Annotated in this window: 26 protein-coding genes and 1 tRNA gene; 13 read left to right on the forward strand and 14 right to left on the reverse strand. The window is 58.4% G+C overall.

The genetic code is table 11. The features are described from left to right. Window positions 1-11: 11 nt before the first annotated feature. Window positions 12-923: a pyridoxal-phosphate dependent enzyme gene (locus P0G09_RS12830; protein WP_005934933.1), complete on the reverse strand. Its 912-nt coding sequence runs from the start codon at window positions 921-923 to the stop codon at window positions 12-14. A 296-nt stretch (window positions 924-1219) separates the two neighbouring features. Between P0G09_RS12830 and P0G09_RS12835 the strand changes: the two genes are divergently transcribed. The 8 genes from P0G09_RS12835 to uvrC all read left to right on the forward strand — a co-directional run bounded on the left by P0G09_RS12835 (window position 1220) and on the right by uvrC (window position 7994). Further along, complete coding sequence (locus tag P0G09_RS12835) at window positions 1220-1603, forward strand: sigma factor-like helix-turn-helix DNA-binding protein (protein ID WP_035394754.1); 384 nt, start codon at window positions 1220-1222, stop codon at window positions 1601-1603. Window positions 1604-1634: 31 nt separating this feature from the next. Then, entirely contained in the window at window positions 1635-2990 is a 1356-nt protein-coding gene (gene ffh / locus P0G09_RS12840) for a signal recognition particle protein (protein WP_005934930.1), read from the forward strand. 85 nt (window positions 2991-3075) lie between these two features. Then, the gene (gene rpsP / locus P0G09_RS12845; protein ID WP_035394752.1) at window positions 3076-3318 is read left to right on the forward strand and encodes a 30S ribosomal protein S16; all 243 of its coding nucleotides are present in this window, start codon (window positions 3076-3078) and stop codon (window positions 3316-3318) included. A 16-nt stretch (window positions 3319-3334) separates the two neighbouring features. Next, on the forward strand, window positions 3335-3568 hold the full coding sequence (locus P0G09_RS12850) for a KH domain-containing protein (protein WP_005934928.1): 234 nt from the start codon (window positions 3335-3337) through the stop codon (window positions 3566-3568). 212 nt (window positions 3569-3780) lie between these two features. Then, window positions 3781-4317, forward strand: a complete 537-nt coding sequence (gene rimM / locus P0G09_RS12855) for a ribosome maturation factor RimM (RefSeq protein ID WP_275252871.1) — start codon at window positions 3781-3783, stop codon at window positions 4315-4317. Window positions 4318-4320: 3 nt separating this feature from the next. After that, complete coding sequence (gene trmD, locus P0G09_RS12860) at window positions 4321-5553, forward strand: tRNA (guanosine(37)-N1)-methyltransferase TrmD (RefSeq protein ID WP_275252872.1); 1233 nt, start codon at window positions 4321-4323, stop codon at window positions 5551-5553. 260 nt (window positions 5554-5813) lie between these two features. Then, the gene (locus P0G09_RS12865) at window positions 5814-6077 is read left to right on the forward strand and encodes an HPr family phosphocarrier protein (protein ID WP_005920365.1); all 264 of its coding nucleotides are present in this window, start codon (window positions 5814-5816) and stop codon (window positions 6075-6077) included. A gap of 69 nt (window positions 6078-6146) precedes the next feature. Continuing rightward, complete coding sequence (gene uvrC, locus P0G09_RS12870; protein ID WP_154277057.1) at window positions 6147-7994, forward strand: excinuclease ABC subunit UvrC; 1848 nt, start codon at window positions 6147-6149, stop codon at window positions 7992-7994. Window positions 7995-8048: 54 nt separating this feature from the next. Here uvrC and P0G09_RS12875 read toward each other — a convergent pair whose 3' ends face one another. From P0G09_RS12875 to P0G09_RS12885, 3 genes are read right to left on the reverse strand one after another with little or no spacing between them, the layout of a single operon-like run. Next, a complete protein-coding gene (locus P0G09_RS12875) occupies window positions 8049-8897 on the reverse strand; it encodes a transporter substrate-binding domain-containing protein (RefSeq protein ID WP_275252873.1) in 849 nt (282 codons plus the stop codon). A gap of 33 nt (window positions 8898-8930) precedes the next feature. Continuing rightward, window positions 8931-9746, reverse strand: coding sequence for an amino acid ABC transporter ATP-binding protein (locus P0G09_RS12880; RefSeq protein WP_098924510.1), 816 nt, complete (start codon window positions 9744-9746; stop codon window positions 8931-8933). A 16-nt stretch (window positions 9747-9762) separates the two neighbouring features. Next, on the reverse strand, window positions 9763-10446 hold the full coding sequence (locus tag P0G09_RS12885; RefSeq protein WP_005931789.1) for an amino acid ABC transporter permease: 684 nt from the start codon (window positions 10444-10446) through the stop codon (window positions 9763-9765). Between the two features lie 316 nt (window positions 10447-10762). Between P0G09_RS12885 and P0G09_RS12890 the strand changes: the two genes are divergently transcribed. Beyond that, complete coding sequence (locus P0G09_RS12890) at window positions 10763-11791, forward strand: NAD(P)H-dependent glycerol-3-phosphate dehydrogenase (protein WP_097773420.1); 1029 nt, start codon at window positions 10763-10765, stop codon at window positions 11789-11791. Window positions 11792-11958: 167 nt separating this feature from the next. Here P0G09_RS12890 and P0G09_RS12895 read toward each other — a convergent pair whose 3' ends face one another. The 7 genes from P0G09_RS12895 to coaBC all read right to left on the reverse strand — a co-directional run bounded on the left by P0G09_RS12895 (window position 11959) and on the right by coaBC (window position 20415). After that, the gene (locus P0G09_RS12895; protein WP_275252874.1) at window positions 11959-12990 is read right to left on the reverse strand and encodes a GDSL-type esterase/lipase family protein; all 1032 of its coding nucleotides are present in this window, start codon (window positions 12988-12990) and stop codon (window positions 11959-11961) included. Between the two features lie 39 nt (window positions 12991-13029). Then, entirely contained in the window at window positions 13030-14763 is a 1734-nt protein-coding gene (locus P0G09_RS12900; RefSeq protein WP_275252875.1) for a class I adenylate-forming enzyme family protein, read from the reverse strand. 183 nt (window positions 14764-14946) lie between these two features. Then, complete coding sequence (locus P0G09_RS12905) at window positions 14947-15972, reverse strand: ATP-binding cassette domain-containing protein (protein ID WP_275252876.1); 1026 nt, start codon at window positions 15970-15972, stop codon at window positions 14947-14949. Further along, window positions 15965-17026, reverse strand: a complete 1062-nt coding sequence (locus P0G09_RS12910; RefSeq protein WP_097771486.1) for an ABC transporter ATP-binding protein — start codon at window positions 17024-17026, stop codon at window positions 15965-15967. Before P0G09_RS12910 ends, P0G09_RS12905 begins: the two co-directional genes overlap by 8 nt. 13 nt (window positions 17027-17039) lie before the next feature. Beyond that, a complete protein-coding gene (locus P0G09_RS12915; protein ID WP_005931769.1) occupies window positions 17040-18071 on the reverse strand; it encodes an ABC transporter permease in 1032 nt (343 codons plus the stop codon). Further along, window positions 18071-19012, reverse strand: coding sequence for an ABC transporter permease (locus tag P0G09_RS12920; RefSeq protein ID WP_156059757.1), 942 nt, complete (start codon window positions 19010-19012; stop codon window positions 18071-18073). The genes P0G09_RS12915 and P0G09_RS12920 overlap by 1 nt, the downstream gene beginning before the upstream one ends. 206 nt (window positions 19013-19218) lie before the next feature. After that, entirely contained in the window at window positions 19219-20415 is a 1197-nt protein-coding gene (gene coaBC, locus P0G09_RS12925; protein ID WP_275252877.1) for a bifunctional phosphopantothenoylcysteine decarboxylase/phosphopantothenate--cysteine ligase CoaBC, read from the reverse strand. Between the two features lie 251 nt (window positions 20416-20666). Between coaBC and P0G09_RS12930 the strand changes: the two genes are divergently transcribed. From P0G09_RS12930 to P0G09_RS12940, 3 genes are all read left to right on the forward strand, one after another. Further along, window positions 20667-21554: a type III pantothenate kinase gene (locus P0G09_RS12930; protein WP_275252878.1), complete on the forward strand. Its 888-nt coding sequence runs from the start codon at window positions 20667-20669 to the stop codon at window positions 21552-21554. A 24-nt stretch (window positions 21555-21578) separates the two neighbouring features. Next, window positions 21579-22562: a Gfo/Idh/MocA family oxidoreductase gene (locus tag P0G09_RS12935; protein WP_275252879.1), complete on the forward strand. Its 984-nt coding sequence runs from the start codon at window positions 21579-21581 to the stop codon at window positions 22560-22562. A 241-nt stretch (window positions 22563-22803) separates the two neighbouring features. Continuing rightward, a complete protein-coding gene (locus P0G09_RS12940) occupies window positions 22804-23403 on the forward strand; it encodes an ECF transporter S component (protein WP_097771480.1) in 600 nt (199 codons plus the stop codon). 131 nt (window positions 23404-23534) lie between these two features. On the opposite strand, the gene P0G09_RS12945 is transcribed toward P0G09_RS12940, so the two are convergent. Beyond that, complete coding sequence (locus P0G09_RS12945; RefSeq protein WP_035393739.1) at window positions 23535-23867, reverse strand: DUF6465 family protein; 333 nt, start codon at window positions 23865-23867, stop codon at window positions 23535-23537. A gap of 185 nt (window positions 23868-24052) precedes the next feature. Continuing rightward, on the reverse strand, window positions 24053-24532 hold the full coding sequence (locus tag P0G09_RS12950) for a hypothetical protein (RefSeq protein WP_275252881.1): 480 nt from the start codon (window positions 24530-24532) through the stop codon (window positions 24053-24055). Window positions 24533-25045: 513 nt separating this feature from the next. On the opposite strand from P0G09_RS12950, the gene P0G09_RS12955 reads away from it, so the two are divergent. Continuing rightward, a tRNA-Leu gene (locus P0G09_RS12955) sits at window positions 25046-25124 on the forward strand. Between the two features lie 62 nt (window positions 25125-25186). Here P0G09_RS12955 and P0G09_RS12960 read toward each other — a convergent pair. Beyond that, window positions 25187-26683, reverse strand: coding sequence for a site-specific integrase (locus P0G09_RS12960; RefSeq protein ID WP_097775163.1), 1497 nt, complete (start codon window positions 26681-26683; stop codon window positions 25187-25189).

Raw genomic sequence — 26683 nt, forward strand, 5'->3', positions numbered from 1 at the left:
CTCTCTTTTCTTTATAGATTAAATGCCTGCCGTCCGCTGAAGATAGCCAGCGCCGAGCGGCTGGTGCCGGTGGCAATCAGCTGTGCAGCGGCGTGGAGGGCTGCACCGGCGGCAGGGGAGGCGGGAATGGCATCGGTGGCAAGGACCCGCTGTGCAGCGCGGTTGGCATCGGTGCTGGTAACGGCGGCTACATTATCCACAACATAGGCGTTGTAATTGCCCGGCACGATGCCGTAGCCGATATCCGGGATGCCGTGCCCGCCGGTGAAGCCGCCGCCCAGAGCCTGATTCTCAAAGGGCTCCACGGCCACGATGCGGACATCGTTGGTCCAGGCCTTGATGGTCTCGCCTACGCCGGTGATGGTGCCCGCGCTGCCCACGCCGACCGTGATGGTGTCCACGAGACTGCGGCCCTCCCGGGAGATGGCCTGCACGATGGCGGGGCCGGTCACCCGGCGATGGTATTCGGGGTTATCGTCGTTGGCAAGCCAGTTCATATAGTACCAGCCCTTTTCGGCAGCGGTGGTCTCTGCCAGCGCCCGGGCCCCCGCAAGGCCCCGCTGGGCGGGGGAATGCAGGATCTGTGCCCCCAGCCGGAGCAGGTATTCCTGCCGCAGGGCCGGGGCATCCTCCGGCATGGTCAGCACCACAGGGTGGCCCGCCGTCCGCCCGGCAAGGGCCAGCGCCATGGCAAAGGAGCCGGAGGCCGCTTCAATGATGGGCTGGCCCGGGAGCAGCTTGTGCTTTTCCGCCGCAAGGGCCAGCATCCCCTCGGCCACCGAATCGCGGGACGTGCCGGTGGGCCCATTATAATCAAGGTAAGCATACAGCCGCCCTTTGAGCCCGCAGGCGGCAAGATAGCCCCGCAGCTCCACGATCGGACAGGGGACCAGGGTCTGGTAGATGTTTGGATAGATTGCCACGAAATTCCTCCCTTACGCAAACCTGAGCAGTCAGCACAGAACTGTCTGCCATGCCAAGGGCTCCCCTGTTAGGGGAGCTGGCAAAGCCATCAGGCCTAGACTGAGAGGTTTAATATCTATAAGGTAGCGCATCCTGTGCCCAGCGTCAAGCCGCAATTGGACAAAATGGAGAAAAACCTGCCGAAAAATCAGCAGAGTGATGGAAAAAAGCCTTGACAAGGAAAAGAATGTCTGCTATACTCCGTATGTAAAGCAAATGAACTTTACAACAAATGGAGGTCAGGGCAGAACGCATCATGGCAAAAGACTTTGAAATGGGCTATCTGCTCGATTTTTATGGCGAGGTGCTCACGCCCAAGCAGCGCGAGATGCTGAACCAGTATTACAACGACGACCTCTCCCTCAGTGAGATCGGGGAAAACTTCGGGATCACCCGTCAGGGCGCACGGGATGCCATCAAGCATGGCGAGACCACCCTGAAAGAGCTGGAAGCCAAGGTCGGCTTTGCAGGCCGCTACCGCCGGGTGCAGGAAAAGCTGGAGGAACTGGAACAGCTGGTCATTGACGCGCGGTTCGAGTGCACCGGCCCTTATGCCAGGCTCACCACCACTGAGTATGCAGCAACGCTGAACAAGATGCTGGGGCTGATCCGCTCCATCGACGAAGTCAACGAGAGCTGACACCATTACTATTTTGAGAGGAGCACCGAACATGGCATTTGAATCCTTGACCGACCGCCTTGCCGGTGTGTTCAAAAAGCTGCGCGGCCACGGCAAGCTGACCGAGGCCGACATCAAAGCCGCCATGCGCGAGGTGCGGATGGCCCTGCTGGAAGCCGATGTCAACTACAAGGTTGCCAAGGATTTCTGTGCCAAGGTCTCCGAGCGCGCCATGGGTCAGGAGGTCATGGAGAGCCTGACCCCCGCCCAGCAGGTGGTCAAGATCGTCAACGAGGAGCTCGTTGCCCTGATGGGCGGCGAGGAAGCCCCCCGCCTGATCGTCAAGAACAAGGGTCAGACCATCATCATGCTCTGCGGCCTGCAGGGCAACGGTAAAACGACCCACGCAGCCAAGCTTGCCAAATACTTCATCAAGCAGGGCCGCCGCCCCATGCTGGTGGCCTGCGATATCTACCGCCCCGCCGCCATCGACCAGCTGCAGGTGGTGGGCGGGCAGGCAGGTGCGCCCGTGTTCACGCTGCCGGGTGCCAAGCCCCCGGAGATCGCCCGCAAGGCGCTGGCCCACGCCAGGGATTACGGCAACGACATTGTGATCCTGGATACCGCCGGCCGGCTGCAGATCGACGAGGTCCTGATGCAGGAGCTCGTGCAGATCAAGGAAGCTGTCCCCGTGGACGAGACGCTGCTGGTGGTGGATGCCATGGCAGGCCAGGACGCTGTGAATGTTGCCAAGACCTTCAACGAGACGGTGGGCATCGACGGCATCATCCTGACCAAGACCGATGGTGATACCCGCGGCGGCGCGGCACTTTCGGTGCTGAGCGTCACCGGCAAGCCCATCAAGTTCCAGGGCACCGGCGAAAAGCTGGACGATCTGGAAGTGTTCCATCCCTCCCGCATGGCCAGCCGCATCCTGGGCATGGGCGATGTGCTGAGCCTCATTGAGAAGGCGCAGGATGCCGCCGATGAAAAGGCCGCAGAAGAGACCGCCCGGCGGATGATGGAAAACAAGTTCGATATGAATGACATGCTGGCCCAGTTTGCGCAGATCCGCAAGATGGGCGGTGCAGGTGCCATGCTGAGCATGATGCCCGGTATGTCCGGCATTGATGCCAGCCAGATCGACGAGAAAGCCTTTGACCGCATCGAGGCCATGATCTATTCCATGACCAAGGAAGAGCGTGAAAAGCCCTCCATCATCAACCCCAAGCGCAAGCGCCGCATTGCAGCGGGCAGCGGCACCCGGGTGGAGGATGTCAACAAGCTGCTCAAGCAGTTTGAGATGATGCAGAAGATGATGAAGCAGTTCAAGAAGAGCCCCAAGGGCTTTGCCCGCCGCCTGGGCGGCATGATGGGCAACCCCAATGCCTTCCGCGGCTTCAAATAACAATGGTATACACCCCGCAGGGGTTGTACAGATAGATTTAATCAAACCCCGAACGGGGCACAAACATTTTTGGAGGATATTTACCATGGCAGTTAAGATTCGTCTGCGCCGCGTTGGCGCTAAGAAGGCTCCCTTCTATCGTGTTGTTGTTGCTGACAGCCGCTTCCCCCGCGACGGCCGTTTCATCGAGGAGATCGGCACCTACGATCCCAACCAGGAGCCCTCTGAGGTGAAGATCGACGCTGAGAAGGCCAAGGCTTGGATCGCCAACGGCGCACAGCCCACCGATACCGTCCGCGTTCTGCTGAAGAAGTCCAACATTCTGTAAGTAGGAGGGCTGACTCATGCAGGAGCTGTTGCTGGCAGTTGCCCGCGGTCTCGTGGAGGACAAGGAAGCCGTCAAGGTTACGGTGGACGAGCCCCGCGAGGACGGCACCATCGTCTACCACCTGAGCGTGGCAGAGGGAGATATGGGCCGTGTCATCGGCAAGCAGGGCCGGATCGCAAAAGCCATTCGTGTGGTGATGCGCGCGGCTGCTGTGCGGGTCGATGAAAAGGTCCTTGTTGAGATCGACTGAGCACCCTACGGGCCCTTTGCCGCAAGGCAAGGGGCCTTTTTGTATTATTAGGCAGCTCGCCCTCTCAGGCCGCTTCGCGTCCAGCTCCCCCAAAGGGGGAGCCCTTGGCAAAACCAGAAACTTTGTGGTGACTGCCAAGGCCTCTCCCCTCGGGAGAGGTGGCATTGCGTAGCAATGACGGAGAGGGTGAGGATGCTAAAGGAGTAAAAGCAATGCAGAAATACTTGGAAGCCGGCAAGGTGGTGACCACCCACGGTGTGCGCGGCGAGATGAAGCTGGAGCTGTGGTGCGACGGCGTGGCCTTTCTGAAAAAGGTGGGCCGCCTGTACACCACCCCCCAGGGCGGCAGGTGCTACAAGATCACCTCCATCCGCCCCCAGGGGCAGATGGCCCTGCTCCAGCTGGAAGGGGTCAGCGATATGGATGCCGCCCGTGCCCTGCAGGGGCAGGTGTTCTACTTTGACCGTGACGATGCCACCCTGCCTGCGGGCAAGTGGTATGTGGCCGACCTCATCGGGTGTGAAGTGCGGGATGCCGATACCGGCAAGGTGTACGGCGTGGTGACCAGCGTGGACCACCCCGGCGCACAGGATATCTACACCGTCAAGGCCCCCAGCGGCAAGGAATATATGTTCCCCGGGGTGGATGCCTTTTTGAAAGAGCGCAACCCGCCGGAGGGCTATCTCCTCGTCACCCCCATCCCGGGCCTGCTGGATGACGATTTTGACAGTGAGCGGGAGGAGGAGTGAGCCATGGGGATGCGTGTGGACATCGTGACCCTTTTCCCGGAGATGTGCCAGCAGGTGCTGGATTCCAGCATCATCGGCCGCGCTGCCAAAAAGGGATATATTGAGACCCACTGCCACCAGATCCGGGACTACACCCTGAATAAACAGAAGCAGACCGACGACTATCCCTATGGCGGCGGCTGCGGCATGGTGCTCTATGCCCAGCCCATTGCCGACTGCCTGCGGGCAGTCCAGAAGGAAGTGCAGGAACAGGGACGGCCTGCGCCGCATATAGTATTCCTGACGGCAGGTGGGCAGCGCTATACCGAGGAGCACGCCCGGCGGCTGGCCCAGTACGACAACCTGACCCTGGTCTGCGGCCACTATGAGGGCATTGATGAGCGCGTGATCGATGCCTTTGCGGACGAGGAGATCTCCATCGGCGATTATATCCTCACCGGCGGCGAGCTGGCCAGCCTGGTGGTGGCAGACAGCGTCCTCCGCCTGAAACCCGGCGTTCTGGCCGAGCAGAAGGGCTACGAGGAGGAGAGCTACTGGGACGGCCTGCTGGAGTACCCCCAGTACACCCGGCCCGAGGTCTGGGAGGGCCGTGCTGTGCCGCCTGTCCTGCTGGAGGGCAACCACCAGAAGATCGATGCCTGGCGGGGGCAGCAGAGCCGGGAGCGCACCCGTCTGCGCCGCCCGGAGCTCTACGAGCAGTGGTGTGAGACCCATCCCCTGACCGAGATCCCCAAGTGGAAGCGGGGCGAGAATGTCCGGCTGGTCAAGACCGCCGAGCAGATGGAGGCTGCCGCAAAGCTGTTTGCGGAGGGCCGCCGGAGCATTTGCGCCAGGGGCTGGGTGCAGGAAGCGCTGGATGCCCTGACCCCGGAAATGTTCCTGCCGCAGCTGCAGCAGGAAAAGCAGGAAGGCTGGGTCTGCTACCTCCACTATACCAAGGATGTGCCGGATGCCACGGTCAGCGTACACCACAAGACCGGGCAGGTGGAGCATCTTTTTGTGACGGAGAGCGCCCGGGGCAGGGGCATCGGCCAGAAGATGCTGGATTTCGCCCGGAAGAAGCTGCCGGAGCATGAGCACCCGGTGCTTACGGTGCTGAACACCAACACCCGGGCACTGGCTCTTTACCGCCGCATGGGCTGGCAGGTAGTGGGCGCAAAGGAGAAATTCGACCCGGCCAAAGACCCGCTGGTGGTGCGCCCCAGTCAGGTGCTGGAAATGCGCTATCAGGGCTGAAAACAGGGTCGAACGGGCCGGGAAACTGTCGAAGGTCGAAAAAATGTTGAAAACTTTTGTATTACCCGGCCAACACTGGGGGAATAATTTTGTTATCTTTGTATAAAAGGCGAAAAAGACCCCCCTCATCATTGGGAAAACCGCCAAAAATGCGTTCTGGGGCTGTACATTGGTTTCGGCTTGCGCTAAAATAGGTACAACGCAACAGGCAAGAAACAAATCGAATTCCCGAGAACGATAATAGATAGGAGCGTTTTACTATGTACGTCAAAGAAGTTACCGTTGAAAATCAGGTTGGTCTGCACGCTCGTCCGGCTACCTTCTTTATCCAGAAGGCTAACGAGTTCAAGTCTTCCATCTGGGTCGAGAAGGAAGAGCGCCGCGTGAACGCTAAGAGCCTGCTGGGCGTTCTGTCTCTGGGCATCGTGGGCGGCACCACCATCCGCATCATCGCTGACGGCGCAGACGAGCAGGCTGCTGTTGACGGCCTGATCAAGCTGGTCGAGTCTGGCTTTGCAGAGTAATTCGAGCCTTTGATTTTTGAGGCGGCGGGATGTTTTTCCTGCCGCTTTTTGTTTTACCAAGGAGCTGCCATGACCAAAGCAGAACTATATCAGAAAGCCTGTATGCTGCCGCTTTTGCCCGGTGTGTATATCATCCGGGACAAAAGCGATACCATCATTTATATCGGCAAAGCCAAGCGCTTGCGCATCCGGGTGAGCCAGTATTTCCGCGAGGGTGTGCCCCACGACAACAAGGTCAGCCAGATGATCGCTCACGCCTATGCGTTTGATGTCATCGTCTGCCAGAGTGAGTTCGAGGCGCTGGTGCTGGAAGCCAGCCAGATCAAGGCGCACACCCCCAAGTACAATATCCTGCTGAAGGATGACAAAGGCTACAGCTATATCAAGGTGACCCGGGAAGCCTGGCCCCGCCTTTCCTTCGTGCTGCAAAAGGAGGAGGACGATGCCGAATACATCGGCCCCTATACCTCGTCCTTTGCGGCCCGGCAGATGGCCGAGACCGCGCTGGATGCCTTTTTGCTGCCCCGGTGCAGCAAGCGGTTCCCCCAGGATATCGGCAAGGGGCGGCCCTGCCTGAATGCCCATATCGGCAAGTGCATGGCCGTGTGCAGCGGCAAGATCAGCTGCGAGAACTACAATCAGGCCGTGAAAAATGCGGTGCATCTGATCCGGTACGGCAAAAAGGACATTCTCAAGACCCTGAACGAGCGGATGCTGGAAGCCTCTGACCGGCTGGAATTTGAGACAGCGGCCCTCCTCCGGGACCAGATCAACGCCATCACCAAGGTGACAGCGGGCCAGAAGGTCGTGGTGGACCCGGAGGTGGAGATGGATGTGGTGGCGCTGGCCGGTACCCCCAGCAGTGTCTGCGCGGCGGTCCTGCGCTTCCGGGAGGGGCGGCTGACCGATAAGCGGGAGTTCCTTTTCCACGATACGGCAGATATTGCCGCCGTGCGGGAGGAGTTTCTGCCCCGGTACTACCTGGATGATGAGCAGATTCCAAAGATCATTGCCGTGGACGAGCTGCCGCCGGACAGCGAGGCGCTGCAGCAGGCCCTGAACGAAAAGCGAGGCAGTGAGGTACAGCTCTATGTGCCCCAGCGGGGCGATAAGGCCCATCTGGTGGAGATGGCCCACACCAATGCGGTGGAACGGCTGGCCCGGGAGAGCGGCCGCTATGCCCGTGAGGAAAAGCTGCTGGATGAGATGGCGCAGGTGCTGGGGCTTTCCAAGCCGCCGCGCACCATTGAGAGCTACGATATCTCCAACTGGGGCGATGGCACCAGCGTCTGCGGCATGGTCACCTTCCGGGATGGCAAGCCCTACAAAGCCGGGTATCGGAAGTTCCGGATGAAGACCGTGCTGGGGACGGACGACTACGCTTCGCTGGCCGAGACGGTTTCCCGGCGGGCGGCAGAGTATGAGAAATACGCCGCGCTGGCCGCACAGGGGCAGGGCAGCGATAATTATTTCGGGCAGAAGCCGGATCTGCTGCTGATGGATGGCGGCCGGGGACAGGTCAGCGCGGCCAAGGCGGCACTGGCAGGAACTTCGCTGGCCGATGTGCCCCTTTACGGCATGGTCAAGGATGACCATCACCGTACCCGCGCCATCGTGGACAGTGAGGGCCGGGAGATCGCCATCAATATGAACCGGGGGACATTCACCTTTATCACGGCCATCCAGGACGAGACCCACCGCTTTGCCAATGCCTACCGCAAGCAGCAGATGCGGAAGAAGAGCTATTCCTCCACCCTGACAGAGGTGCCCGGCGTGGGTCCCAAAACGGCCAAGGCCCTGATGACACAGTTCAAGAGCGTGGGTGCTGTGCGGGAGGCCACCCCCGACCAGCTGGAAAATACCCCTGGCGTTGGCCCCCAGCTGGCACAGACCATCTATGATTATTTTCACGCATAACAAAAGGAGGGCGGCTGCTGATGCAGCCGCCCTCCTGGCGTATTCAGGGAAAGCTCAGTTCTCAGAGGAGATATCCTGACCGAAGTACTTCTCGCTCAGCTCCTTCAGGGTGCCGTCGGCGCGCAGCTCATCAATGGCGTTGTTGACGGCTTCCAGCAGGGTGGCGCTGTTGTCGCCCTTGCGCAGAGGGATGGCAACGTGGGAGGCATCCTCAGTCTGGGCCACGATCTTGAAGTCGGCATCCGGATGGACGTTCAGGTAATCGTAGAAGGAGACATCCGCATTCAGGGTGGCATCAATGCGTCCGGCAGCCAGCAGCTGGATGGTTTCCTCCAGGGTGTCGATGCCCTGCACGGTGGCACCGTAGCTCTCAGCCAGCTCCATGTAGGTGGAAGCTAGGCTGTTGGCAGTGGTCTTGCCCTTCAGGTCCTCAAAGGTCTTGATCTCGTCGTTGTCCTTGCGGACGGCCAGAGCGGTGTGGATGTAACCGTAGGGGGTGGTGAAATCATAAGTCAGGGCGCGCTCGTCGGTGACCTCCACGCCGTTGCAGACCATGTCAAAGCGTCCAGCGTCCAGACCGGCGAACAGGCTGTCCCAATCGCTCTCCACATACTCCGGCTCCACGCCCAGCTTTTCGGCGATGGCGCGGGAGACCTCGACATCATAGCCCACCAGAGTGTCGCTCTCGTCATGGTAGCTCCAGGGCTGCCATGCGCCCTCCAGTGCCACGATCAGCTTGCCACTGGCCTGAATGGCAGCCAGCTGGTCAGCAGAGGAACCGGCAGCAGAGGATGCACCGGCGCTTGCGGCGGTGGAGGTGCTGCTGTTGGAGCAGCCGGACAGGGTCAGAACGCCGGCAGCGGCCATGACACTCATCATCGAAATAAAAGTTCTGCGCTTCATAGTTAAGATCCTTTCATAGAAAAAGCTGTATCCTTATGCTGTATGCTCGATCTTCCGCAGGAACTCCCGGGTTCGCTCCTCGCGGGGGTGGGCAAAGAATTCGTGGGAAGGGGCCTGCTCCACCACCACGCCGTTCTCCATGAATACCGTCTTGGAGGAGACGTTGCGGGCAAAGCCCATCTCGTGGGTGACCACCAGCATGGTCATGCCCTCTTCGGCCAGCTTCCGCATGACCGAGAGCACCTCGCCGGTCAGCTCCGGGTCAAGGGCACTGGTGGGTTCATCAAAGTAAATGATCTCAGGGTCGGTGGCAAGGGCGCGGGCAATGGCAACGCGCTGCTGCTGTCCGCCGGAAAGCTGGCGGGGATAGTAGTCGGCCCGGTCGGCCAGACCGACCTTTTCCAGCATCCGTCTGCCGATCTCGTCTGCCTGCTCCTTTGGCATCCTGCGGGCAACGATCAGGCCCTCGGTCACATTCTGCAGGGCTGTCTTGTTCCGGAACAGGTTGTAGTTCTGGAACACAAAGGCCGTTTTTTTGCGCAGGCGGGCAATGTCGGCCCGGGAGATCCTGCCAAGATCGAAGGATTCGCCGTCGAACACCAGAGTGCCGCTGTCAGCGGTCTCCAGAAAGTTCAGGCAACGCAGCAGGGTGGTCTTGCCGGAGCCGGAAGGGCCCAGAATGGCAACAACGTCTCCCTTTTCCACACTCAGGTCCACGCCGTTCAGGACGTGCAGTGCGCTGCGCACCCGGCGGGCAGTGCCGCGCGGGAAAGGCCCGATGTGGAAGCGGGGCTTATCATCATAGGTGTAAAATGTTTTGTGGATGTCTTTGATCTCTAACATGGCCATACCGTCCACCCCTTTCTCACTGGAAGCCGTGTGCGTTCAGCTGCCGCTCCACCAGCGCCTGCAGCTTGGTGATGATGGTGCAGAACAGCAGGTAGACCACAGCCACCTCGCAGTAGATGGGCAGGAAAATGTAGGTGCGGGCTGCCACACGCTGGCCTGCCATGAACAACTCTGCCACCGTGATGTTGGAGGCCAGAGAGGTGTCCTTGATCATGCTGATGAGGGAGTTGGACAGGGAGGGCACGGCGGTGCGCAGGGCCTGCGGCAGAACGATGCGGCGCATGATCTGCCACCAGGTCATGCCCACGCAGGAACCGGCCTCCAGCTGGCCCTGGGGCACGCTTTCCAGCGCGCCGCGCATGGTCTCGGCGCAGTAGGCACCCTCGTTGAAGGCAAAGGCGATGACGGCTGCCGGAAAAGCATCCAGCATGATGCCCAGGCTGGGCAGGCCGTAGAAGATGATGAACAGCTGCACCAGCAGCGGCGTGCCCCGGATGACCCAGATGTAGAACCGGGCGATCTGGCGCAGCACCGGAACATTGGCGTACTGCACCAGCGCAACAGCCACTGCAATGACCATGGCAAGGCTGAAGGAGATCAGGGTCAGGGGAATGGTCATGGTCAGGCCTGCCGTCAGGATGCGGGGCAGGGCCTCCCACAGCACGCTGACCGTGCGGTTGGTAAGAAGTGCTTCAAACATATTTTTCTTCCTTATTGACAAAAAACGGTGGAATATCTTTAGGATACACCTTAAACTATGGTTCAGGTCAAGAGCATATCCTACAATTCCTACCAAAATACTATAGCATGAAATGGAGACAAGTGCAATCCATTGGCGAAAATCTTTCACTCTGGCCAAAAACAAAAGAAAACACCGGTTAACTTTGTGCAGACTGGCAAGGAGTTGACGCGGTACGATGTTTCGTGTAAAATGGAATCAGACAGGCCCCGTGCAGGAAGCGCGGGGAACAGGCCGGGCACACAAGCAGCCCGGCGCATACGGAGGACAAAACACAATGAAGCATAAAATTGGTATTCTGGGTGCAGGCACCTGGGGCATGGCTCTGGCGCGGATGCTGACGGTGAGCGGCAATGACGTGACCGTGTGGTCGGCGCTGGAACAGGAGATCGACAACCTTTCCACCACCCGGGTCCACCCCAATCTGCCCGGCATGACCATTCCGGCAGAGATGAAGTTCACCAAGAGCGTGGAAGAGGTGTGCACGGACAAGGAGATCCTGCTGTTCGCGGTGCCGTCGGTGTTCGTGCGCTCCACCGCAGCCAAAGCCCGGCCCTTTGTGCCGGACGGTCAGATCATTGTGGACGTTGCCAAGGGCATTGAAAAGGATACCCTGTTCACCATGACGGAGATCCTAGCCGATGAGCTGGGCAAAGAGGGCGGTCCCAAGGGGGTGCGTCTGGTGGCCCTGAGCGGCCCCACCCACGCCGAGGAGGTGGCGATCGACCTGCCCACCACCATCGTTTCGGCCAGCAAGGATATGGAAGCGGCCAGATTCGTGCAGACGGTGTTCACCAACAACGTCATGCGTGTGTACACCAATGAGGACATCAAGGGCGTGGAACTCAGCGGTGCCATGAAGAACGTCATTGCGTTGGGCGTGGGCATCTCCACCGGCCTGGGCTATGGCGACAACGCCCGCGCCGCACTCATCACCCGCGGCATTGCCGAGCTTGCCCGGCTGGGCGTGGCCATGGGCTGCAATGTCCACACCTTTGCCGGTCTGGCTGGCATCGGTGACCTGATCGTGACCGCCACCAGTATGCACAGCCGCAACAACCGGGCCGGCATCCTTATCGGCAAGGGTGAGACCCCGGAGCAGGCCGTGAAGGAGGTCGGTATGGTGGTCGAGGGCATGAACGCCCTGCCTGCCGCGCTGGAACTTGCCGCCAAGTATCAGGTGGAAATGCCCATCGTTCAGACCGTAAACGCTGTTGTGAACAAGGGCATGAGCGCCGCCGAGGCGGTGCGTTCCCTGATGGACCGTGACCCCAAGAACGAGCTGCCCCAGAGTTACGAAAAGTAATATTTTTTTCATCGAGAGGGACGACCCTCTCCGTCATTGCTTCGCAATGCCACCTCTCCCGAGGGGAGAGGTTTGGTGCTGTACTTTACGGCATCAAAAAAGCTCCCCCTTTCGGGGGAGCTGGCAAAGCCGCAGGCTTTGACTGAGAGGATTGTTCCTCTTTCGTTTTACTGCTGGGCCTCGATTGCCTTGACGATCTTGTCGGCGATGTACTTGTGGCCGGAGACGGTGGGGTGGCCATCCAGCTCAGTCTGAGCAAAGGGGATGGAAACGTAGGTGGCACCGTAAACATCGGCCAGCTGCTTTTCGTAGTTGTTCAGCTTGCTGAAGTAATCGCTCCAGCTGGGCAGCAGGGGCACGGGGTTGGTGGCACCGATGATCAGGATCTGGGCATCAGGGTTCAGCTCCTTGACAGTCGCCACGATCTGGCGCAGGTTGCTGCTGCTTTCGGGATAAGCGTTCTCGCAGATCTTGTTCATGCCGGAGAAGAACAGGTTCCAGACGGCATCTTTCTCGCTGCGGGTCAGGCTGAGCTTTTTCAGGCTCTCGTTCAGTGCGTCCTCGGTTTCCTTGCTGCTGCCGCGCAGGTTGCCGCTGAGCACGATGGAAGCCAGGTCCTCACTTTTCCAGTTGGTAGCCTCGCCAAAGGAGACCACGGTGGGCACAAAGGCATCATTGGAGCCCAGCTGGATGGAGATAACATCGGCACTTTTGATGTAATCTACAAACTCGGGGTAATTGTACTGGCAGCCGGAGAGGGTGTTCATCTCGGCCATGGTGCCGGTCTTGACCAGCTCCAGCATATCCTTGCTCATCACGCCGGGCAGGCCCAGATTGATGGCATGATCCCGGTCGAGGTTCAGGCTTTTGCCCACCTGACCCACATAGCAGGCCTCGGGGTAACCCTTGAAGTTGAAGGAAACGTCCACGCCCATCAAGTTATGTGCATATTGAACGGTAGTCAGGCCGATACCGGCGCAGATGCTGTCGCCCAGGGCAACATAGGTGATGGAGTTGGGCTCCTTCTCTTCTTCGGTGCTGCTGGAGGTGAAGAAACAGTTCTCCTCCTCTGCGGCGGTCTGTTCAGTGGTCAGAGCGGGGTCTGCGCTCTCTTCCGGGGCGGCTGCAAAGGCCGGAACGCTCAGGACAGAGAACAGCATGGCGACCGAGAGGGCCAGGCCAATCAGTTTCTTTTTCATGGTGTCGTCACGAATCCTTTCCAATGTGTATTATTCTGCTTAATAATCGCGGGGAGTGATCTCTTCTTCCAGCTTGCGATAATCAAATTTAGCGGCCAGTGTCAGGGGCATTTCGGGGATGATCTTGTACCCCACGGGCTGGACATATTCGGGCAGCTCCTCAATGCAGAGCTGACGCAGCTCCTTGATGATCTGCTTGCGCTTGGCGGCGGGAACCGCAGGGTCAAGCACCAGATAGACAAAAGGCAGGCGGCCCTGCACATGATCCTTGTCGGCGCAGCCCACCACAGAGCACTGATGCACGGCGGGATGCTGGCTGACCACATTTTCGATCATGGAGGGGAACACCTTGAAGCCATCGTGGCGGATGATGAGCCGCTTGATCCGGCTGTCCAGATAGACAAAGCCGTCCTCGTCCAGATAGCCGATGTCACCGGTATGCACCCAGACCCGGCCATCCGCATGGGTGTGCTTGATGGCGGCGGTCTCAGCAGGCTTGTTGTAGTAACCCTTCATAACGCCGGGGCCGGAGATGCACAGCTCACCCCGCTGGCCGATGGGCAGCTCTGTGTCGGTGCCCGGCTCAAAGACGGACACCAGCGTGTTGACCAGCGGCAGACCCACGCTGCCGGGCTTGTTGTTCCGGCCGGCAGCAGCGGTGGCGGCGGAGGAGACCTCGGTCATGCCGTAGCCCTTGGCGATGGGGAATTCCACATTGTGAGCGGCCAGGAAGTCGTTGACCGTCTGCTCGGCACCCCGGGCAATGGCATCGCCGCCCGCGGCATAGTTGCGGATGAAGGAGAGATCCTTGTTCTGCAGCTTGGGGTCAACAGCCAGCTGCTGGTAGTGGGAGGGCACGCCGAACATGTGCTCGGGCTTGTACTTCCAGATCAGGCTGCCCAGCTTATTGGGGTCGAGGTTGGGGACGATGACCACCTTGATGCCCAGCGTCAGCGGCAGATGTACGCCGCAGGCAAAGCCGTAGGCAATGAAGGGGGGCATGATGTTCAGCAGGGACTGACCCTTGGAGAACAGCGTGTCGCAGGCAGAGAACTGCATGGCGATGCCGTTGAAGTTGTTATCGGTCAGCATTACGCCCTTGGGGGAGCCGGTGGTGCCGCCGGTGTGCACCACCACGCAGGCGTGCTCCGGGTCATAGGGCTCCGCGGCAATGCTCTCGTCCTTCCCGGCAGCAAGGAACTGCTTCCAGTGGATGACATTGGAGTGATACTTGTTCTTGTCGAGATTCTTGATTTTGTAACCCAGCGCCAGAGGCAGCGGCAGGGAGTCGGCCGGGGAGAGCACCACCACATGCTCCACATGGGTGCGCTTGGCAGCCTGATGGCAGCGCTCATACACCACATTCAGGCAGATCAGCAGGTGGGAATCCACCTCTTCGATGTACTCGCGGATGCCCTCCACACTGTAACGGGGATCCACCAGGTTCAGAGTCGCGCCGATCATGTCGGCGGCATAGAATGCAAAGATGATCTCCGGGGTCATCACGCTGACCACAGTGGCGATATCGCCCTTTTTCAGGCCCGCGGCCCGCAGGGCTGCTGCCGTCTTTTTGACGTTGACGATAAAATCAGCGTAGGTGAACTTGCGGCCATAGTATTCCAGTGCGGTCTCGCCCAGCCGGTTCTTGTTCTGCCGGCAGACGAGCTCAAACGCCGTGCAGGCGGGCATGGTCTGGTCAATGTACTTCTGATCGTAGAATTTCAGCCAGGGACGTGCCTGGGAAGCATAGATCGGGGTGTTGGATGTTGTCATAAATTGTCCTTTGTCCTTTGAGCAGTCACTGCACCCGCAGCTGGGGCAGCCGGATTCAACAGGGTCTTAAATTTCGTCCGTTTGTTAAAAACAACACAATACGTACAAGAGCTATTGTAGTAGAGCAGGGTGGAAATGTCAAGAAACAAAGGGCGAACTTTGTCAAAAAACGCAAGAGAAAGTTTACATTTCAGTCAGCCAGTCTTTGGCCTCCTGCTCGCTGCAGAGCACCCAGTGGCTGGGGCGCAGCTCCCGCCACTGGGGAGCCTCCTGCGTGTAATCGTGCATGGCGGGGTCGTAGACCAGCAGCTTTTTCTTCCGCTCCAGCCTGGGGTTGGGCATGGGGATGGCGGAAAGCAGGCTGCGGGTGTAGGGGTGGATGGCATGGGTCACCAGCTCTTCCGCATCGGCCAGCTCCACGATATCGCCCTTGTGGATGACGGCGATGCGGTCCGAAATGTACCGCATGACCGAGAGGTCGTGGGCGATGAACAGGTAGGTGATGCCGCGCTCCTTCTGCAGATGGCGCAGCAGGTTGAGCACCTGGGCGCGGATGGACATGTCCAGAGCCGAGATGGGCTCATCGGCAATGATGAACTCAGGCTCCACGATCAGGGCGCGGGCAATGCCGATGCGCTGGCGCTGGCCGCCGGAGAACTCATGCGGGAAACGGGAAGCGAATTCAGGCAGCAGGCCCACATCCAGCAGTGCCTGCCGGACCTTCTCTTCCCGCTGGGCGGCGGTCAGGTCGGGCCGGACATTCTGCAGGCCCTCGCCCACGATGTAGCTGACCTTGGCACGCTCGTTCAAGGAGGACTGCGGGTCCTGGAAGATCATCTGGATCTCCTTGATGACCTGCTGGTCCAGCTGGCGGGAGATCTTGCCGTTGATCTTCTGGCCCTTGTACAGAACCTCGCCGCCCGAGGTGGGCAGGATGCGCATGATGGCGCGGCCGATGGTGGTCTTGCCGGAGCCGGACTCGCCCACCAGACCAAAGGTCTCACCCTTGTAAATTTCAAAGTTGGCACGGTTCACGGCCTTGAAGGCCTTGCGGCCGGAGCCGTAGGTCACCTCGAGGTCCTTGACCTCAAGCAGGACCTGCCGGGGCGAAGCCTCTCCATCTTGCTGGCGCAAGACCGTTTTTTCGCTCGAACACCCCGCCGGGGTGTTCGCTGCTTCGCAAACGCGAATGTCACGATTTTCAGGCATCCTGCATCCCCTCCTCTTTCAACAGTTTGACGGCGGCAGGCGGCTCCACCTTGGGGGCCCGGGGGTCCAGCAGCCAGGTCTTGGCCTTGTGGGTGGGGCTGACCGTAAAGTAGGGCGGGCGCTTGACAAAGTCGATCTTCAGCGCCTGAGGGTTGCGGGGCGCAAAGGCATCGCCGTGGATCTCGGTGAACAGGTTCGGGGGTGTACCCTGAATGTTGAACAGATCCTCGCCCTTGATGCCCATCTGGGGCATACTGGACAGCAGCGCCCAGGTGTAGGGGTGGCGGGGGTCGTAGTAGATCTCATCGGAGGTGCCGATCTCCACGATGTCACCTGCGTACATGACGGCCACCCGGTCGGCGATGTTGGCCACCACGCCCAGATCGTGGGTGATGAGGACGATGGTCAGGTTGTACTTGACCTGCATCTCCTTGAGCAGCTGCAGGATCTGGGCCTGAATAGTCACATCCAGTGCGGTGGTGGGCTCGTCGCAGATCAGGATCTGCGGGTTGCAGGCCACCGCAATGGCAATGACGACGCGCTGGCGCATACCGCCCGAAAACTCGTGGGGATACTGCGCAAAGCGCACCTCGGGGTCAGCAATGCCCACGTCCCGCAGGTATTCAAGGGTCTTTTCCCGGGCGGCCTTGCCCTTGAGATGCTGGTGCAGCTCCACGGCTTCCATGATCTGGTCGCCGATGGTCTTCAGGGGGTTCAGGCTGGTCATGGGGTCCTGCATGATCATGGCAATCTCATGGCCCCGGACCTTCAGCCAGTCCTTCTCCTTTTTCAGGTCGGAAAGGCGGATGGGCTTGCCGTCATCGGCACCGTAATAATCAATGGTGCCCGAGGTGATGGAGCCGTTGGCATCCAGCAGGCCCATGAAGCTCTTGGTGAACACGCTCTTGCCGGAGCCGGATTCGCCCACGATGGCAAGGACTTCGCCGTGGTAGATGTCCAGGTCGATGCCGCGGATGGCATGCAGCACCTTGCCGCGCAGGTTGAATTTGATGTTGAGGTCCTTTACAGAAAGGATGAGCTGATTTTTTTCCATCTTCTGTCCCTCCTTACTGCAGGTGGTTCTTCGGGTCAGCAGCGTCCGAGAAGGCGTTGCCGATGAGGTAGAACGCAATGGTGACAAAGCTCAGGATGATGGTGGGGTAGAGCAGCTGGTACCGCAGGCCCGCCTGCATCATCACCTTGCGGCCGTCGTTGATCAGGTTGCCCAGAGAGGGCGTTTCCACAGAAAGGCCCAGGCCGATATAGGTGATGAACACCTCGCTGCCGATGGCGGCGGGGATGGTCAGGGCCATGCGCAGCATGATGACCGATACCAGATAGGGCAGCAGGTTGCGCAGCACGATGCGGCGGATGGGGGTGCCGATGCAGCGGGAAGCCACGTTGTAATCACGGTCGCGGATGATCAGGATCTGGTTGCGGATAAAGCGCGCCATGGCGATCCAGCCCGTGATGGACATGCCCAGGATCAGGGTCTGGATGCTGGGGGATGCGACATAGGAGATCAGGATCAGGATGATGGTGGAAGGGATGTTATCGCAGATGTTGTACAGCTCGGTGAAGAAGAAATCAAGCTGGCGGACATAGCCCCAGAGCACGCCCACCGTGATGCCCACCACGGCCTCGATGAGGGCCACGAAGAAGGCGATGGTCAGACTGGTGCGTGCACCGGCCCAGATGCGGGCCCACAGGTCCTGGCCGATGGCGTTGGAACCCCAGATAAAGCCCTCTTCCCCGGGGGCGATATTGCGGAACTGGATACCGGTGGTAGAGTCTACCTGGCAGAGATTGGGATCTGCCTGACCGGGCAGATAGGGCTGCAAAAAGGCAAAGCCCACCACGAACACCAGTGCAATGAGCAGGGCCACGGCGATCTTATTCTTGAAGAAAGCACGGAAGGTGCTGCCCCAATAGCTGTAATTGGAGTAGGAGGTGGCCTCGGCACGCTCCTCGCTGAACCCGGCGGGGGTGAACAGCTCGTCCTCGGGCAGGTCGGCCCAAGCGGCGGGGCCGTCCTTCTGCAGCTTGTTCAGATCGTTTTCCAGAACAGCTGCCTTGTGATCTTTCATGTGGAACAGCATTATCGGCCACCTTCTTTCTTGCCAAAGTTGATGCGGGGATCGATGAGCACCATGAGCAGATCGCCCAGGATCAGGCCGATGATGCCCACGCAGGCGTACAGCAGCACGATGCCCTGCACCATGGTGTTGTCGTGGCGCTGGACGCAGGTGACCAGCAGGCCGCCCATGCCGGGGATGGAATACAGGCTCTCGATGTAGATGGAGCCGACCACAGTGTTCAGGAAGGCAGAGGGAATATACTGCACCAGCGGCACCATGGCATTGCGGAAGATGTGGCGCAGGGCGATGTTGCTCTCGCTCACGCCCTTGGCCAGCGCCAGCCGGACGTAATCCTTGTTGCTCTCGTCCACCATGTAGCGGCGCAGCCACATGGCGTAGAATGCCACGTTGCCCAGGCTCATGGAGCAGACCGGCAGCACCCAGTACCGCCAGTCGGAGGCATCAAACAGCAGGCCCACGCCCAGGGCGGTGGTGCCGTACATCTGAATATAAAGGTAATACACGGCAGCAGGCACGGCCTGAATGAGCACGATGATGGCGGTGCCGATCTTATCCGGCCAGCGGTTCTTGAATCGGCCCATCAGCAGGCCCATGGGAATGCCGATGACCAGGCTCAGCAGCATGGCGAACACGCCCATCTGGATGGAGATGGGCAGCTTTTTGGCCAGGATGCCGGTGACCGAGGCATTTACCTTATAAATATGGCTCACGCCCAGGTCGCCGTGGAGGGCATTCCACCAGAAGCGGCCGATCTGCACCGGCAGCGGATCCAGCAGGCCCATGGACTGCAGGCCCGCCTGGATCTGGGCCTCGGTCATTTTTTCATAGTTTGCAAAGTAGCCTTCCACCGGCATCAGCCGCAGCAGGCAGAACACGAGCGTTACAATGACGAACAGCGTCAGGATGGAACGCCCGATGCGTTTTGCCAGATATTTCAGCATATCTGTGCGCACCCCTCTTTCGTTTGTGGTTCCTCCGCGGACAGTGGTCCTGAACAGCGGATAGGAATAGAATACATCAAAATTGCACTTTTGGAAAGTGATTTGCCCGGATTTTGAAAAATGTTTTTGTAAAAGCAGGGTAAAGTGAACGTTTTTCTTACAAAAACAACCCTCTCCGCCGGGTTGACGGAGAGGGATAAAAGTTTTTATAAACCTCTGCGCTTCAAAATCTCATCCAGAATGGCATCGGCCACATCGGCCTTGCTCATCAGGGGCAGCTCCCGGGTGCCGTCGGGGGTGATGAAGGTGACCACGTTGGTGTCCACCCCAAAACCGGCCCCGGCGACTTTCAGGTTGTTGGCCACCACCATGTCCAGATTCTTCCGGGTCAGCTTGGCCGTGGAGTTTTCCACCATATCCCGGGTCTCCATGGAAAAACCGCAGAGGAACTGGTGGGTCTTTTTCGGGCCGATGGTGCCCAGAATGTCGGCGGTGCGCTCCACAGGGATGGAGAGGTCGCCGTCCTTTTTCTTGATCTTGTCACTTGCCACCGTCACGGGGCGGTAGTCTGCCACGGCGGCAGCCATCACCAGCACGTCCATCTCCTCAAAGCGGCTGGTCACGGCATCGTACATATCCTGCGCCGTGGTAATGGGAACATCGGTGGTGAAGCGGACCGGCGGCAGGTCGGTGTGGCCGTGGATGAGGGTGACCTCTGCTCCCCGCATGGCGGCGGCCCGGGCGATGGCATAGCCCATCTTGCCGGTAGAGTGGTTGGTCAGGTAGCGTACGGGGTCCAGCGGCTCCTGCGTGGGCCCGGCGGTCACAGCGACGCGGACACCGGCCAGATCCTTGGGCCGGGCGATGGTGTGCAGGATGTACTCGATGAGCACATCCTCCTTGGGCAGGCGGCCGCTGCCCACATCCTTGCAGGCCAGCACCCCGCTCTCAGAAGGGATGACCGTGAAGCCGTAGTGCTCCAGCGTGCTGAGGTTGTCCTGCGTGATGGGGTTTTCCAGCATCCCGGTGTTCATGGCCGGGCTGACCAGTTTGGGGCACTTGGCCGCAAGCACCACGGTGGTGAGCATATCATCGGCAATGCCGTGGGCCATTTTGGCAATGACGTTGGCCGTGGCCGGTGCCACCAGAACGACATCCGCCTTTTTGGCCAGCGAGATGTGGGTGACCTCGAACTTGAAATCGCGGTCGAAGGTATCCACCATGCATTTGTGGCCGGTCAGCGTCTCAAAGACGAGAGGGGTGATGAAATGGGTGGCGTTCTCGGTCATAATGACCTCCACGTCCGCCCCCAGCTTTTTGAGTGCGCTGGCCACATTTGCCATTTTATAGGCGGCAATGCCGCCGGTAACGCCCAAAAGGACGCATTTGCCCTGCAGATCCATCCAAAAAACCTCCTGTTTTGCGGGTTTGCCTCTTTAGTATAATCCAAAATCACCGCCAGCACAACAAAATCTTTCGGTTGGGTCTTGTATCCAGCGCAAAAATGCGGTAAAATAGCTTGACTTAGAATAAAACCTCTCCGTCAAGGTCTGCGTCTTTGCCGCCTCTCCTGCCGGGAGAGGCAAGCCACCCGGCTCCTCTGGCAGGGGAGCCGGAGCAAAGCGCCTGAGAGGTTTTGCAGGAAAGGTAAAATATGATCTTAGCCATTGATATAGGCAACACCACCGTCGCCCTGGGCGGCATCAAGGACGGACGTGTATGCTTTGTGGCCCACATGGATACGGTGCGCACCCGTACCGCCGCGGAATACCGCATTGAAATGGAAAAGGTGTTTGCCCACCGCCGCCACCCGGAAAAGCCCATCCGGTTCGAGGGCGCGGTGCTGACCAGCGTAGTGCCCCAGATCACCGGGGCACTGGCTGAGTGCGCCCGCTATTACACCGGCAAAAAGCCGGTCATCGTTTCACCGGAGATCCGCACAGGCCTGACCATGGGGGTGCCTGACCCCCATGCCGTGGGCAAGGACCGGCTGGTGGATGCCGCTTACGCTGCGGCGAACTTCCCGTTGCCGGTCATCACCGTGGATCTGGGCACTGCCACTACATTTAATGTTGTGGATGAGAACAGGGTATTCCGGGGCGGTGTGATCTGCCCGGGGCTTTCCACCGGCCTGCGGGCTCTGGGGGAGCGCTGTGCCCAGCTGCCGCAGGTGCGGCTGAGCTCCCCCAAAGCAGCCATTGGTGTGAACACTGAGAGCTGTATGCTTTCGGGCTCTGTGCTGGGCACGGCAGTCCTGCTGGACGGCATCACCCAGCGCATTGAGGAAGAGCTGGGCCGTCCGGCCACCCTGGTGGTCACGGGCGGGCTGGCAAAGTATGTCACGCCGCTCTGCCGCCATCCGCTGACCTACGACCCGGAGCTGCTGCTGAAGGGGCTGGCACTGCTGTACCAGATGAACGCACCTCAGCCGCACTATGCCGCCGGGGGCAGGCGGCGGAACCCGAACAACAATTTCCGCCGGGGCCGCCGTCCCCGCTCCCAGCGCCGGGAACGCCGCGAGGAGAAGAGCAAAAACGGCTGACGACGAAACAGGATGGAGAGAACAATGAAACTAGGGATCCTGGGCACGGGGATGATCGTGCGGGAGTTTCTGCCCTGGCTGGCAGGGCCGGACTGCCCCTTTACGGTGCAGGCGCTCTGCAGCACCCAGCGCAGTGCGCCGGTGGCCGACGAGATGTGCGAACAGTACGGCATTCCCCAGCGCACCACGAACTATTTTGAATTATTGCAGTGGGTGGATGTGGTCTATCTGGCCGTGCCCAACCTGCAGCATTACCGCTATGCCAAGGTGGCGCTGGAAGCGGGGAAGCATGTCATAGTGGAAAAGCCCATGGCCTGCACTGCTGCCCAGACCGAGGAGTTGGCAGCGCTGGCCCGCCGCAAAAAGGTGTTCCTGTTTGAGGCCATGACCACCCAGTACCTCGAAAACTACAACAAGATCCGGGAGCTGCTGCCCCGCATCGGCAGGGTGAAGCTGGTGCAGTGCAATTTCAGCCAGTATTCCAGCCGCTACGATGCCTTCTGTGCCGGGGAAACGCCGGTCTCCTTTGACCCGGAGTGTGCGGGCGGTGCCCTGATGGATCTGAATGTCTACAACATCAGCTATATCGTGGGCCTGTTCGGCGAGCCGAATCAGGTGCACTACCTGCCCAACATGGAGCGCGGCATCGACACCAGCGGTATCCTGACCATGGAGTACAACAGCTTCAAGGCAGTCAGCATGGCCGCCAAGGACTGCGGTGCGCCTGCCCGGTATGTCATCCAGGGTACAAAGGGCTATATCCTGCAGAAATCCACGGCCAACTGGTGCGGCGGCGTGACCTTCCACCCCAATCAGGGCAAGGAAGAGCACTTCAACCTGAACGGCGGCAGACCCCGGCAGGCGGCGGAGTTCCACGCCTTTGCCAAGGCCATCGAGGGCGGTGACCAGGAGCTGTGCAGCCGGATGCTGGATACCTCCGTGGCCGTCAGCCGTGTGCTGACCGTGGCCCGGCGGAGCGCCGGCATCAAATTTCCCTGTGATAGATAAACATCCTAACCCTCTCAGGCACTTCGTGCCAGCTCCCCCAAAGGGGGAGCTTTTGACAAAACCGCAAACTTTGCATGGATTGCCAAGGCCTCGCCCTTCGGGAGAGGTGGCATTGCGAAGCAATGACGGAGAGGGTGAGGTCGTTTATAAATTTTCAAGCGTCCCTGACATTTTATCAAAAACCAGATTTGCGCCGTATCCGACGTATAGGGCGGAACGGCAGCAGGAGGAAAACTGAATTATGAAAAACAACGATCTTCGCACTCTCACCCGACTGGCACTGCTGGTCGCCATCGAGCTTGTAATGAAGGCCATCGGCCTGGGCAGTGTGCCCATGGGCCCGCTTTACATGAGCTTCCTGACCCTGCCCATTGCGGTGGGTGCCATCACCATGGGCCCTGTGGCCGGTGCTGTGCTGGGCGGCGTGTTCGGCGCGGTGAGCTTCTATGATGCCGTTACCGGCGCTTCCGCCATGACCGGCGCTCTGTTCCAGGTCAGCCCTGTCAACACCTTTATCCTCTGCGTGGGCATGCGTGTGCTGATGGGCGTGTGTGTGGGCCTGATCTTCAACGGCCTGAGCAAGCTGGACAAGAGCCGCACCTGGAGCTATATCGTCAGCGCCATGTGCGCTCCGGCCCTGAACACCCTGTTCTTCATGGGCTATATCGTGCTGGCGTTCTACAACTGCGACTATGTCCAGAACCTGGTGTCCGTTAAGGGCGCTGCCAACCCCCTGATGTTCGTTGTGCTGCTGGTTGGTGTCCAGGGCGTGGCTGAGTTCCTCGTCTCCGGCATCCTGGGCGGCATCGTGGCCCGCGCCGTGCACAAGTTCCTGAAGTAAGAGCCCGCGTTCCGCGTCAGGGAAGAGCGTATGGGTTTGTAACATTGTAAAACAAAAGACCAGAACTGAACTGCCACTTGGCAGAACAGCTCTGGTCTTTTTCTGTGCGATGAAAAACAGAAACGCAGTCTTTACAGAGGCAGCTTGCCGCCGACCTTGTTGACGACATAGTAGGCGGCCTCTTCCTCAGGCTTGACGTAGATCTTGCAGGACTGCACGCCCACTTTGTGGGTCAGGCGGTAATCAGCCTTGGCGCGGTCCACAAGATCGGTGATGTTATACTGCTTACCGGCAAATTCAACGTAGATCTCAGGGGAAAGCGGGGGACGGCCCTTGTGGGCGGTCTTTTCCGTTTTGGGGGCTTTCTCCGTTTTGACAGCGGACTTTGCGGTCTTGCGTGCGGGCTTTGCCTCGGCTGCGGGAGCTTCTGCAGCGGCAGGAACGACAGGCTTTTTCACTGACATGGATTCTACCTTCTTTCTCATATAGTTTTGCGTGTGGGAATAATACCGGAATGCACCGGTAGAAAAACTTTGCATCAAACAGCAGCATATAACTATATAATAGTTTTTTGCGGCGCATTTGTAAAGAGGTTTTGTGAAAAAAGGTTCGTTTTCAGGCAGGAAATGCTTTTTTGTTTCTGGAAAAGTTACTGGGCGCACAGTCCCTCGGCCCGTGTGACGATGGACAGCAGCAGTTCAGCATCCCAGTCCTCTGCCAGCACAAATAGATCATCGCAGATCTCCTTCTGGATTTGTGCCGTCGTTTTTTGTCCGGCAAGGACGCAGACCGCGGAAAGCAGTCGAACTTTCAGGGCACAAATTTCTGCGGGTGCGCCCCATAAACGGGCAAGGTCATAATTGCTGGTGTTTCCGCAGGGCATGGCACAGGTAGCGCAGTTGGGAGCCACCCGGTGCTTCTCGGCTTCAACGATGTCAGTCATCCGGAGCAGCGCACTCTTGGCGGCCTCCGGGTCAGCCGCCAGCCGCAGACCGGCAGCTAGCACGCGGTCAGTGTCCTCCGTTTGGGGTTCATTGACCGTGGAGCGCGCCAGCCCCACCAGCGCGCCCAGCAGAGTGTCCCGCTGACGCTGTGCAGCGGTAACGGGAGCAGAAAACGTGTGATTCATAGGAACCTCCAGGCTCTTTTTTGCTGTAAGGATACCACGGAATCCCCGGAAAAGGAAGGCGAAAAATTCTTTTTTCTGCAAAAGGGAATAGCGTCTTGATTTTGGATGGAAAATCCGCTATAATAATACCGTTCTACATACGCCGGTGTGTCGGAATGGCAGACGAGGGGGACTCAAAATCTGCTTCGTGATTTTTCGTGTCTGTGCGAGAAATTTACGAGTGTTCGTTGAATTTTGAAAGTTTGTCGAAGCAGGATTTCCTACATCCCTCCTGAACATCCCTCCAATCTTCAGAAACCGGTACTAATGTCTCAAAATTGAATATAAGCCGATGTGGCGGAATGGCAGACGCAAACGACTCAAAATCCGCTTCGTGATTTTTCTTGTCTGTACGAGAAATTCACGATTGTGCGTTGAATTTTGAAGGTTTGTCGCAGCAGGATTTCTTACATCCCTCCTGAACATCCCTCCAATCTTCAGAAACCGGTACGAATGTCTCAAAATTGAATATCAGCCGATGTGGCGGAATGGCAGACGCAAACGACTCAAAATCGTTCGGGAAACCATGTGGGTTCGAGTCCCACCATCGGCACTCCATCATAAAACAGCTTAGAATCGAAAGATTTTAGGCTGTTTTTCTTTTTTGCCCATTTTTTATACTTTGGCGTTTTCTGGGAAGATATTGACGATTGCATTCGCCGAAGATACCTTACTGGAGAAATCCAGATGTGTATAAATGTTGCTTGTCGTGCTGATGTCGCTGTGCCCCAGCCACTCCTGAATCTCCTTCAGGCTCACGCCATTGGCATAGAGCAGACTGGCGCAGCTATGGCGCAGATCGTGAAAGCGGATACGCTTCATCTGGTGTGCGACCAGAAAATCCGGGAAATGTTGGCTCAGGAAATCGGGCCGAATCCGTTTTCCCATCGGGTCTACATAGATATAGTCAAGATAATCGGTGCAATAGCTTTTGCCGCAGACCTTCCGATTCTGCTCCTGCTCCTTTTTCATTTTATTGAGCATCTGCTCACAGGCAGGGATTAGGGGAAGTGTCCGGCAGCTCGACTTTGTTTTTGTCTTATCTCGTGCGATTTCTGTTAGCGTTCCGTTGACCTTTGCGGTCACAACCGTATGCTGAATGCTGATTTTCTTGTTTTCAAAGTCAATGGCATCCCATTTCAAGCCAACAACTTCACTGCGCCGCAGGCCGTAGAATGCAGCCATGATAACGCCAAACTCCGAAGGGTCACCTTGAATCGCTTTGAAAAGCTGCTCCAGTTCTTCACCGCTGTAAATCTCCGACTTGAACTTTTCCTTACGAGGACGTTCAACGCGATCTGCCGGGTTGGAACGGATCATGCCGATTTGAAAAGCGTACTGCAAGCATTTGCGGATGTTGGCGTGATAGTGAATGACGGTGTTTGCCGTAAGGCCACGATCCAACTCATGCTGGTAGAAGTCTTGGATGTATTTGGGATGCTGTTCCATATCCTGCAATGTATAGTGGAGCGGTTCAAAATATGGGACGATCTTGTGAACGATTGCTCTTTCATAGCTGGTATAGGTTGTGATTTCCACTCGTGACTTCATCATTTTCAACCAGTCCGTGATGAAGTCGGTGAAAAGTACCGGGGAGTTATCAAGGCAGGGGTCAACTTCTTTGATGGGGCTGACCTTCAGCCAATTATTGTCAACGGCATATTGTAGGGCATCGGTCAACTCCTTGTGCCAATCCAGAAGCTGCTGTACACTGGCCTCCTCCTGCTGACGCTCATAGCGGAAGAACGTTTCCAGATCGCGCGGAGAGAGTGCTTTCAAAGACAGCCGCTTCTTTTCAAAGTATGGGACAACTACTCTTCCCAGATCATAAGCATATCTGCCATAGGTTTCGGGCGGAAGGTTCATCACGCTTTCCCGAAGCCAGCGGTTCAGATATTCCGATACCGGCAGGTCGGAAACCTGCTGCATCGTTTCAGGGTTAAACTCTTTTTGTGTTTTACGCAACAGAGATTCAGCTCTTTTTTTGTTTCCTTTAACAGGAAGTCCTGTGCTGATGGATTTGGTTCTGCGCTTTCCATCTGTGTCTTTCCAGCTCAGAATCATCTGATACATACCGTTTTGTTCTCTTAAATGTCCGGCCACATTTGTCAT

The organism is Faecalibacterium sp. DFI.5.82, assembly GCF_029076575.1.
GTDB lineage: Bacteria > Bacillota > Clostridia > Oscillospirales > Ruminococcaceae > Faecalibacterium > Faecalibacterium duncaniae.

Bases quoted from the DNA above. Each gene is read 5' to 3' on its own strand.
- P0G09_RS12875 (WP_275252873.1), bottom strand. From the start codon at position 8,897: ATGAAGCGCAGAACTTTTATTTCGATGATGAGTGTCATGGCCGCTGCC.
- P0G09_RS12835 (WP_035394754.1), top strand. From the start codon at position 1,220: ATGGCAAAAGACTTTGAAATGGGCTATCTGCTCGATTTTTATGGCGAG.
- P0G09_RS12865 (WP_005920365.1), top strand. From the start codon at position 5,814: ATGTACGTCAAAGAAGTTACCGTTGAAAATCAGGTTGGTCTGCACGCT.
- ffh (WP_005934930.1), top strand. From the start codon at position 1,635: ATGGCATTTGAATCCTTGACCGACCGCCTTGCCGGTGTGTTCAAAAAG.
- trmD (WP_275252872.1), top strand. From the start codon at position 4,321: ATGGGGATGCGTGTGGACATCGTGACCCTTTTCCCGGAGATGTGCCAG.
- P0G09_RS12890 (WP_097773420.1), top strand. From the start codon at position 10,763: ATGAAGCATAAAATTGGTATTCTGGGTGCAGGCACCTGGGGCATGGCT.
- rpsP (WP_035394752.1), top strand. From the start codon at position 3,076: ATGGCAGTTAAGATTCGTCTGCGCCGCGTTGGCGCTAAGAAGGCTCCC.
- P0G09_RS12880 (WP_098924510.1), bottom strand. From the start codon at position 9,746: ATGGCCATGTTAGAGATCAAAGACATCCACAAAACATTTTACACCTAT.
- uvrC (WP_154277057.1), top strand. From the start codon at position 6,147: ATGACCAAAGCAGAACTATATCAGAAAGCCTGTATGCTGCCGCTTTTG.
- P0G09_RS12960 (WP_097775163.1), bottom strand. From the start codon at position 26,683: ATGACAAATGTGGCCGGACATTTAAGAGAACAAAACGGTATGTATCAG.
- P0G09_RS12895 (WP_275252874.1), bottom strand. From the start codon at position 12,990: ATGAAAAAGAAACTGATTGGCCTGGCCCTCTCGGTCGCCATGCTGTTC.
- rimM (WP_275252871.1), top strand. From the start codon at position 3,781: ATGCAGAAATACTTGGAAGCCGGCAAGGTGGTGACCACCCACGGTGTG.
- P0G09_RS12935 (WP_275252879.1), top strand. From the start codon at position 21,579: ATGAAACTAGGGATCCTGGGCACGGGGATGATCGTGCGGGAGTTTCTG.
- P0G09_RS12945 (WP_035393739.1), bottom strand. From the start codon at position 23,867: ATGTCAGTGAAAAAGCCTGTCGTTCCTGCCGCTGCAGAAGCTCCCGCA.
- P0G09_RS12940 (WP_097771480.1), top strand. From the start codon at position 22,804: ATGAAAAACAACGATCTTCGCACTCTCACCCGACTGGCACTGCTGGTC.
- P0G09_RS12900 (WP_275252875.1), bottom strand. From the start codon at position 14,763: ATGACAACATCCAACACCCCGATCTATGCTTCCCAGGCACGTCCCTGG.
- P0G09_RS12885 (WP_005931789.1), bottom strand. From the start codon at position 10,446: ATGTTTGAAGCACTTCTTACCAACCGCACGGTCAGCGTGCTGTGGGAG.
- P0G09_RS12850 (WP_005934928.1), top strand. From the start codon at position 3,335: ATGCAGGAGCTGTTGCTGGCAGTTGCCCGCGGTCTCGTGGAGGACAAG.
- coaBC (WP_275252877.1), bottom strand. From the start codon at position 20,415: ATGGATCTGCAGGGCAAATGCGTCCTTTTGGGCGTTACCGGCGGCATT.
- P0G09_RS12950 (WP_275252881.1), bottom strand. From the start codon at position 24,532: ATGAATCACACGTTTTCTGCTCCCGTTACCGCTGCACAGCGTCAGCGG.
- P0G09_RS12930 (WP_275252878.1), top strand. From the start codon at position 20,667: ATGATCTTAGCCATTGATATAGGCAACACCACCGTCGCCCTGGGCGGC.
- P0G09_RS12920 (WP_156059757.1), bottom strand. From the start codon at position 19,012: ATGCTGAAATATCTGGCAAAACGCATCGGGCGTTCCATCCTGACGCTG.
- P0G09_RS12905 (WP_275252876.1), bottom strand. From the start codon at position 15,972: ATGCCTGAAAATCGTGACATTCGCGTTTGCGAAGCAGCGAACACCCCG.
- P0G09_RS12915 (WP_005931769.1), bottom strand. From the start codon at position 18,071: ATGCTGTTCCACATGAAAGATCACAAGGCAGCTGTTCTGGAAAACGAT.
- P0G09_RS12910 (WP_097771486.1), bottom strand. From the start codon at position 17,026: ATGGAAAAAAATCAGCTCATCCTTTCTGTAAAGGACCTCAACATCAAA.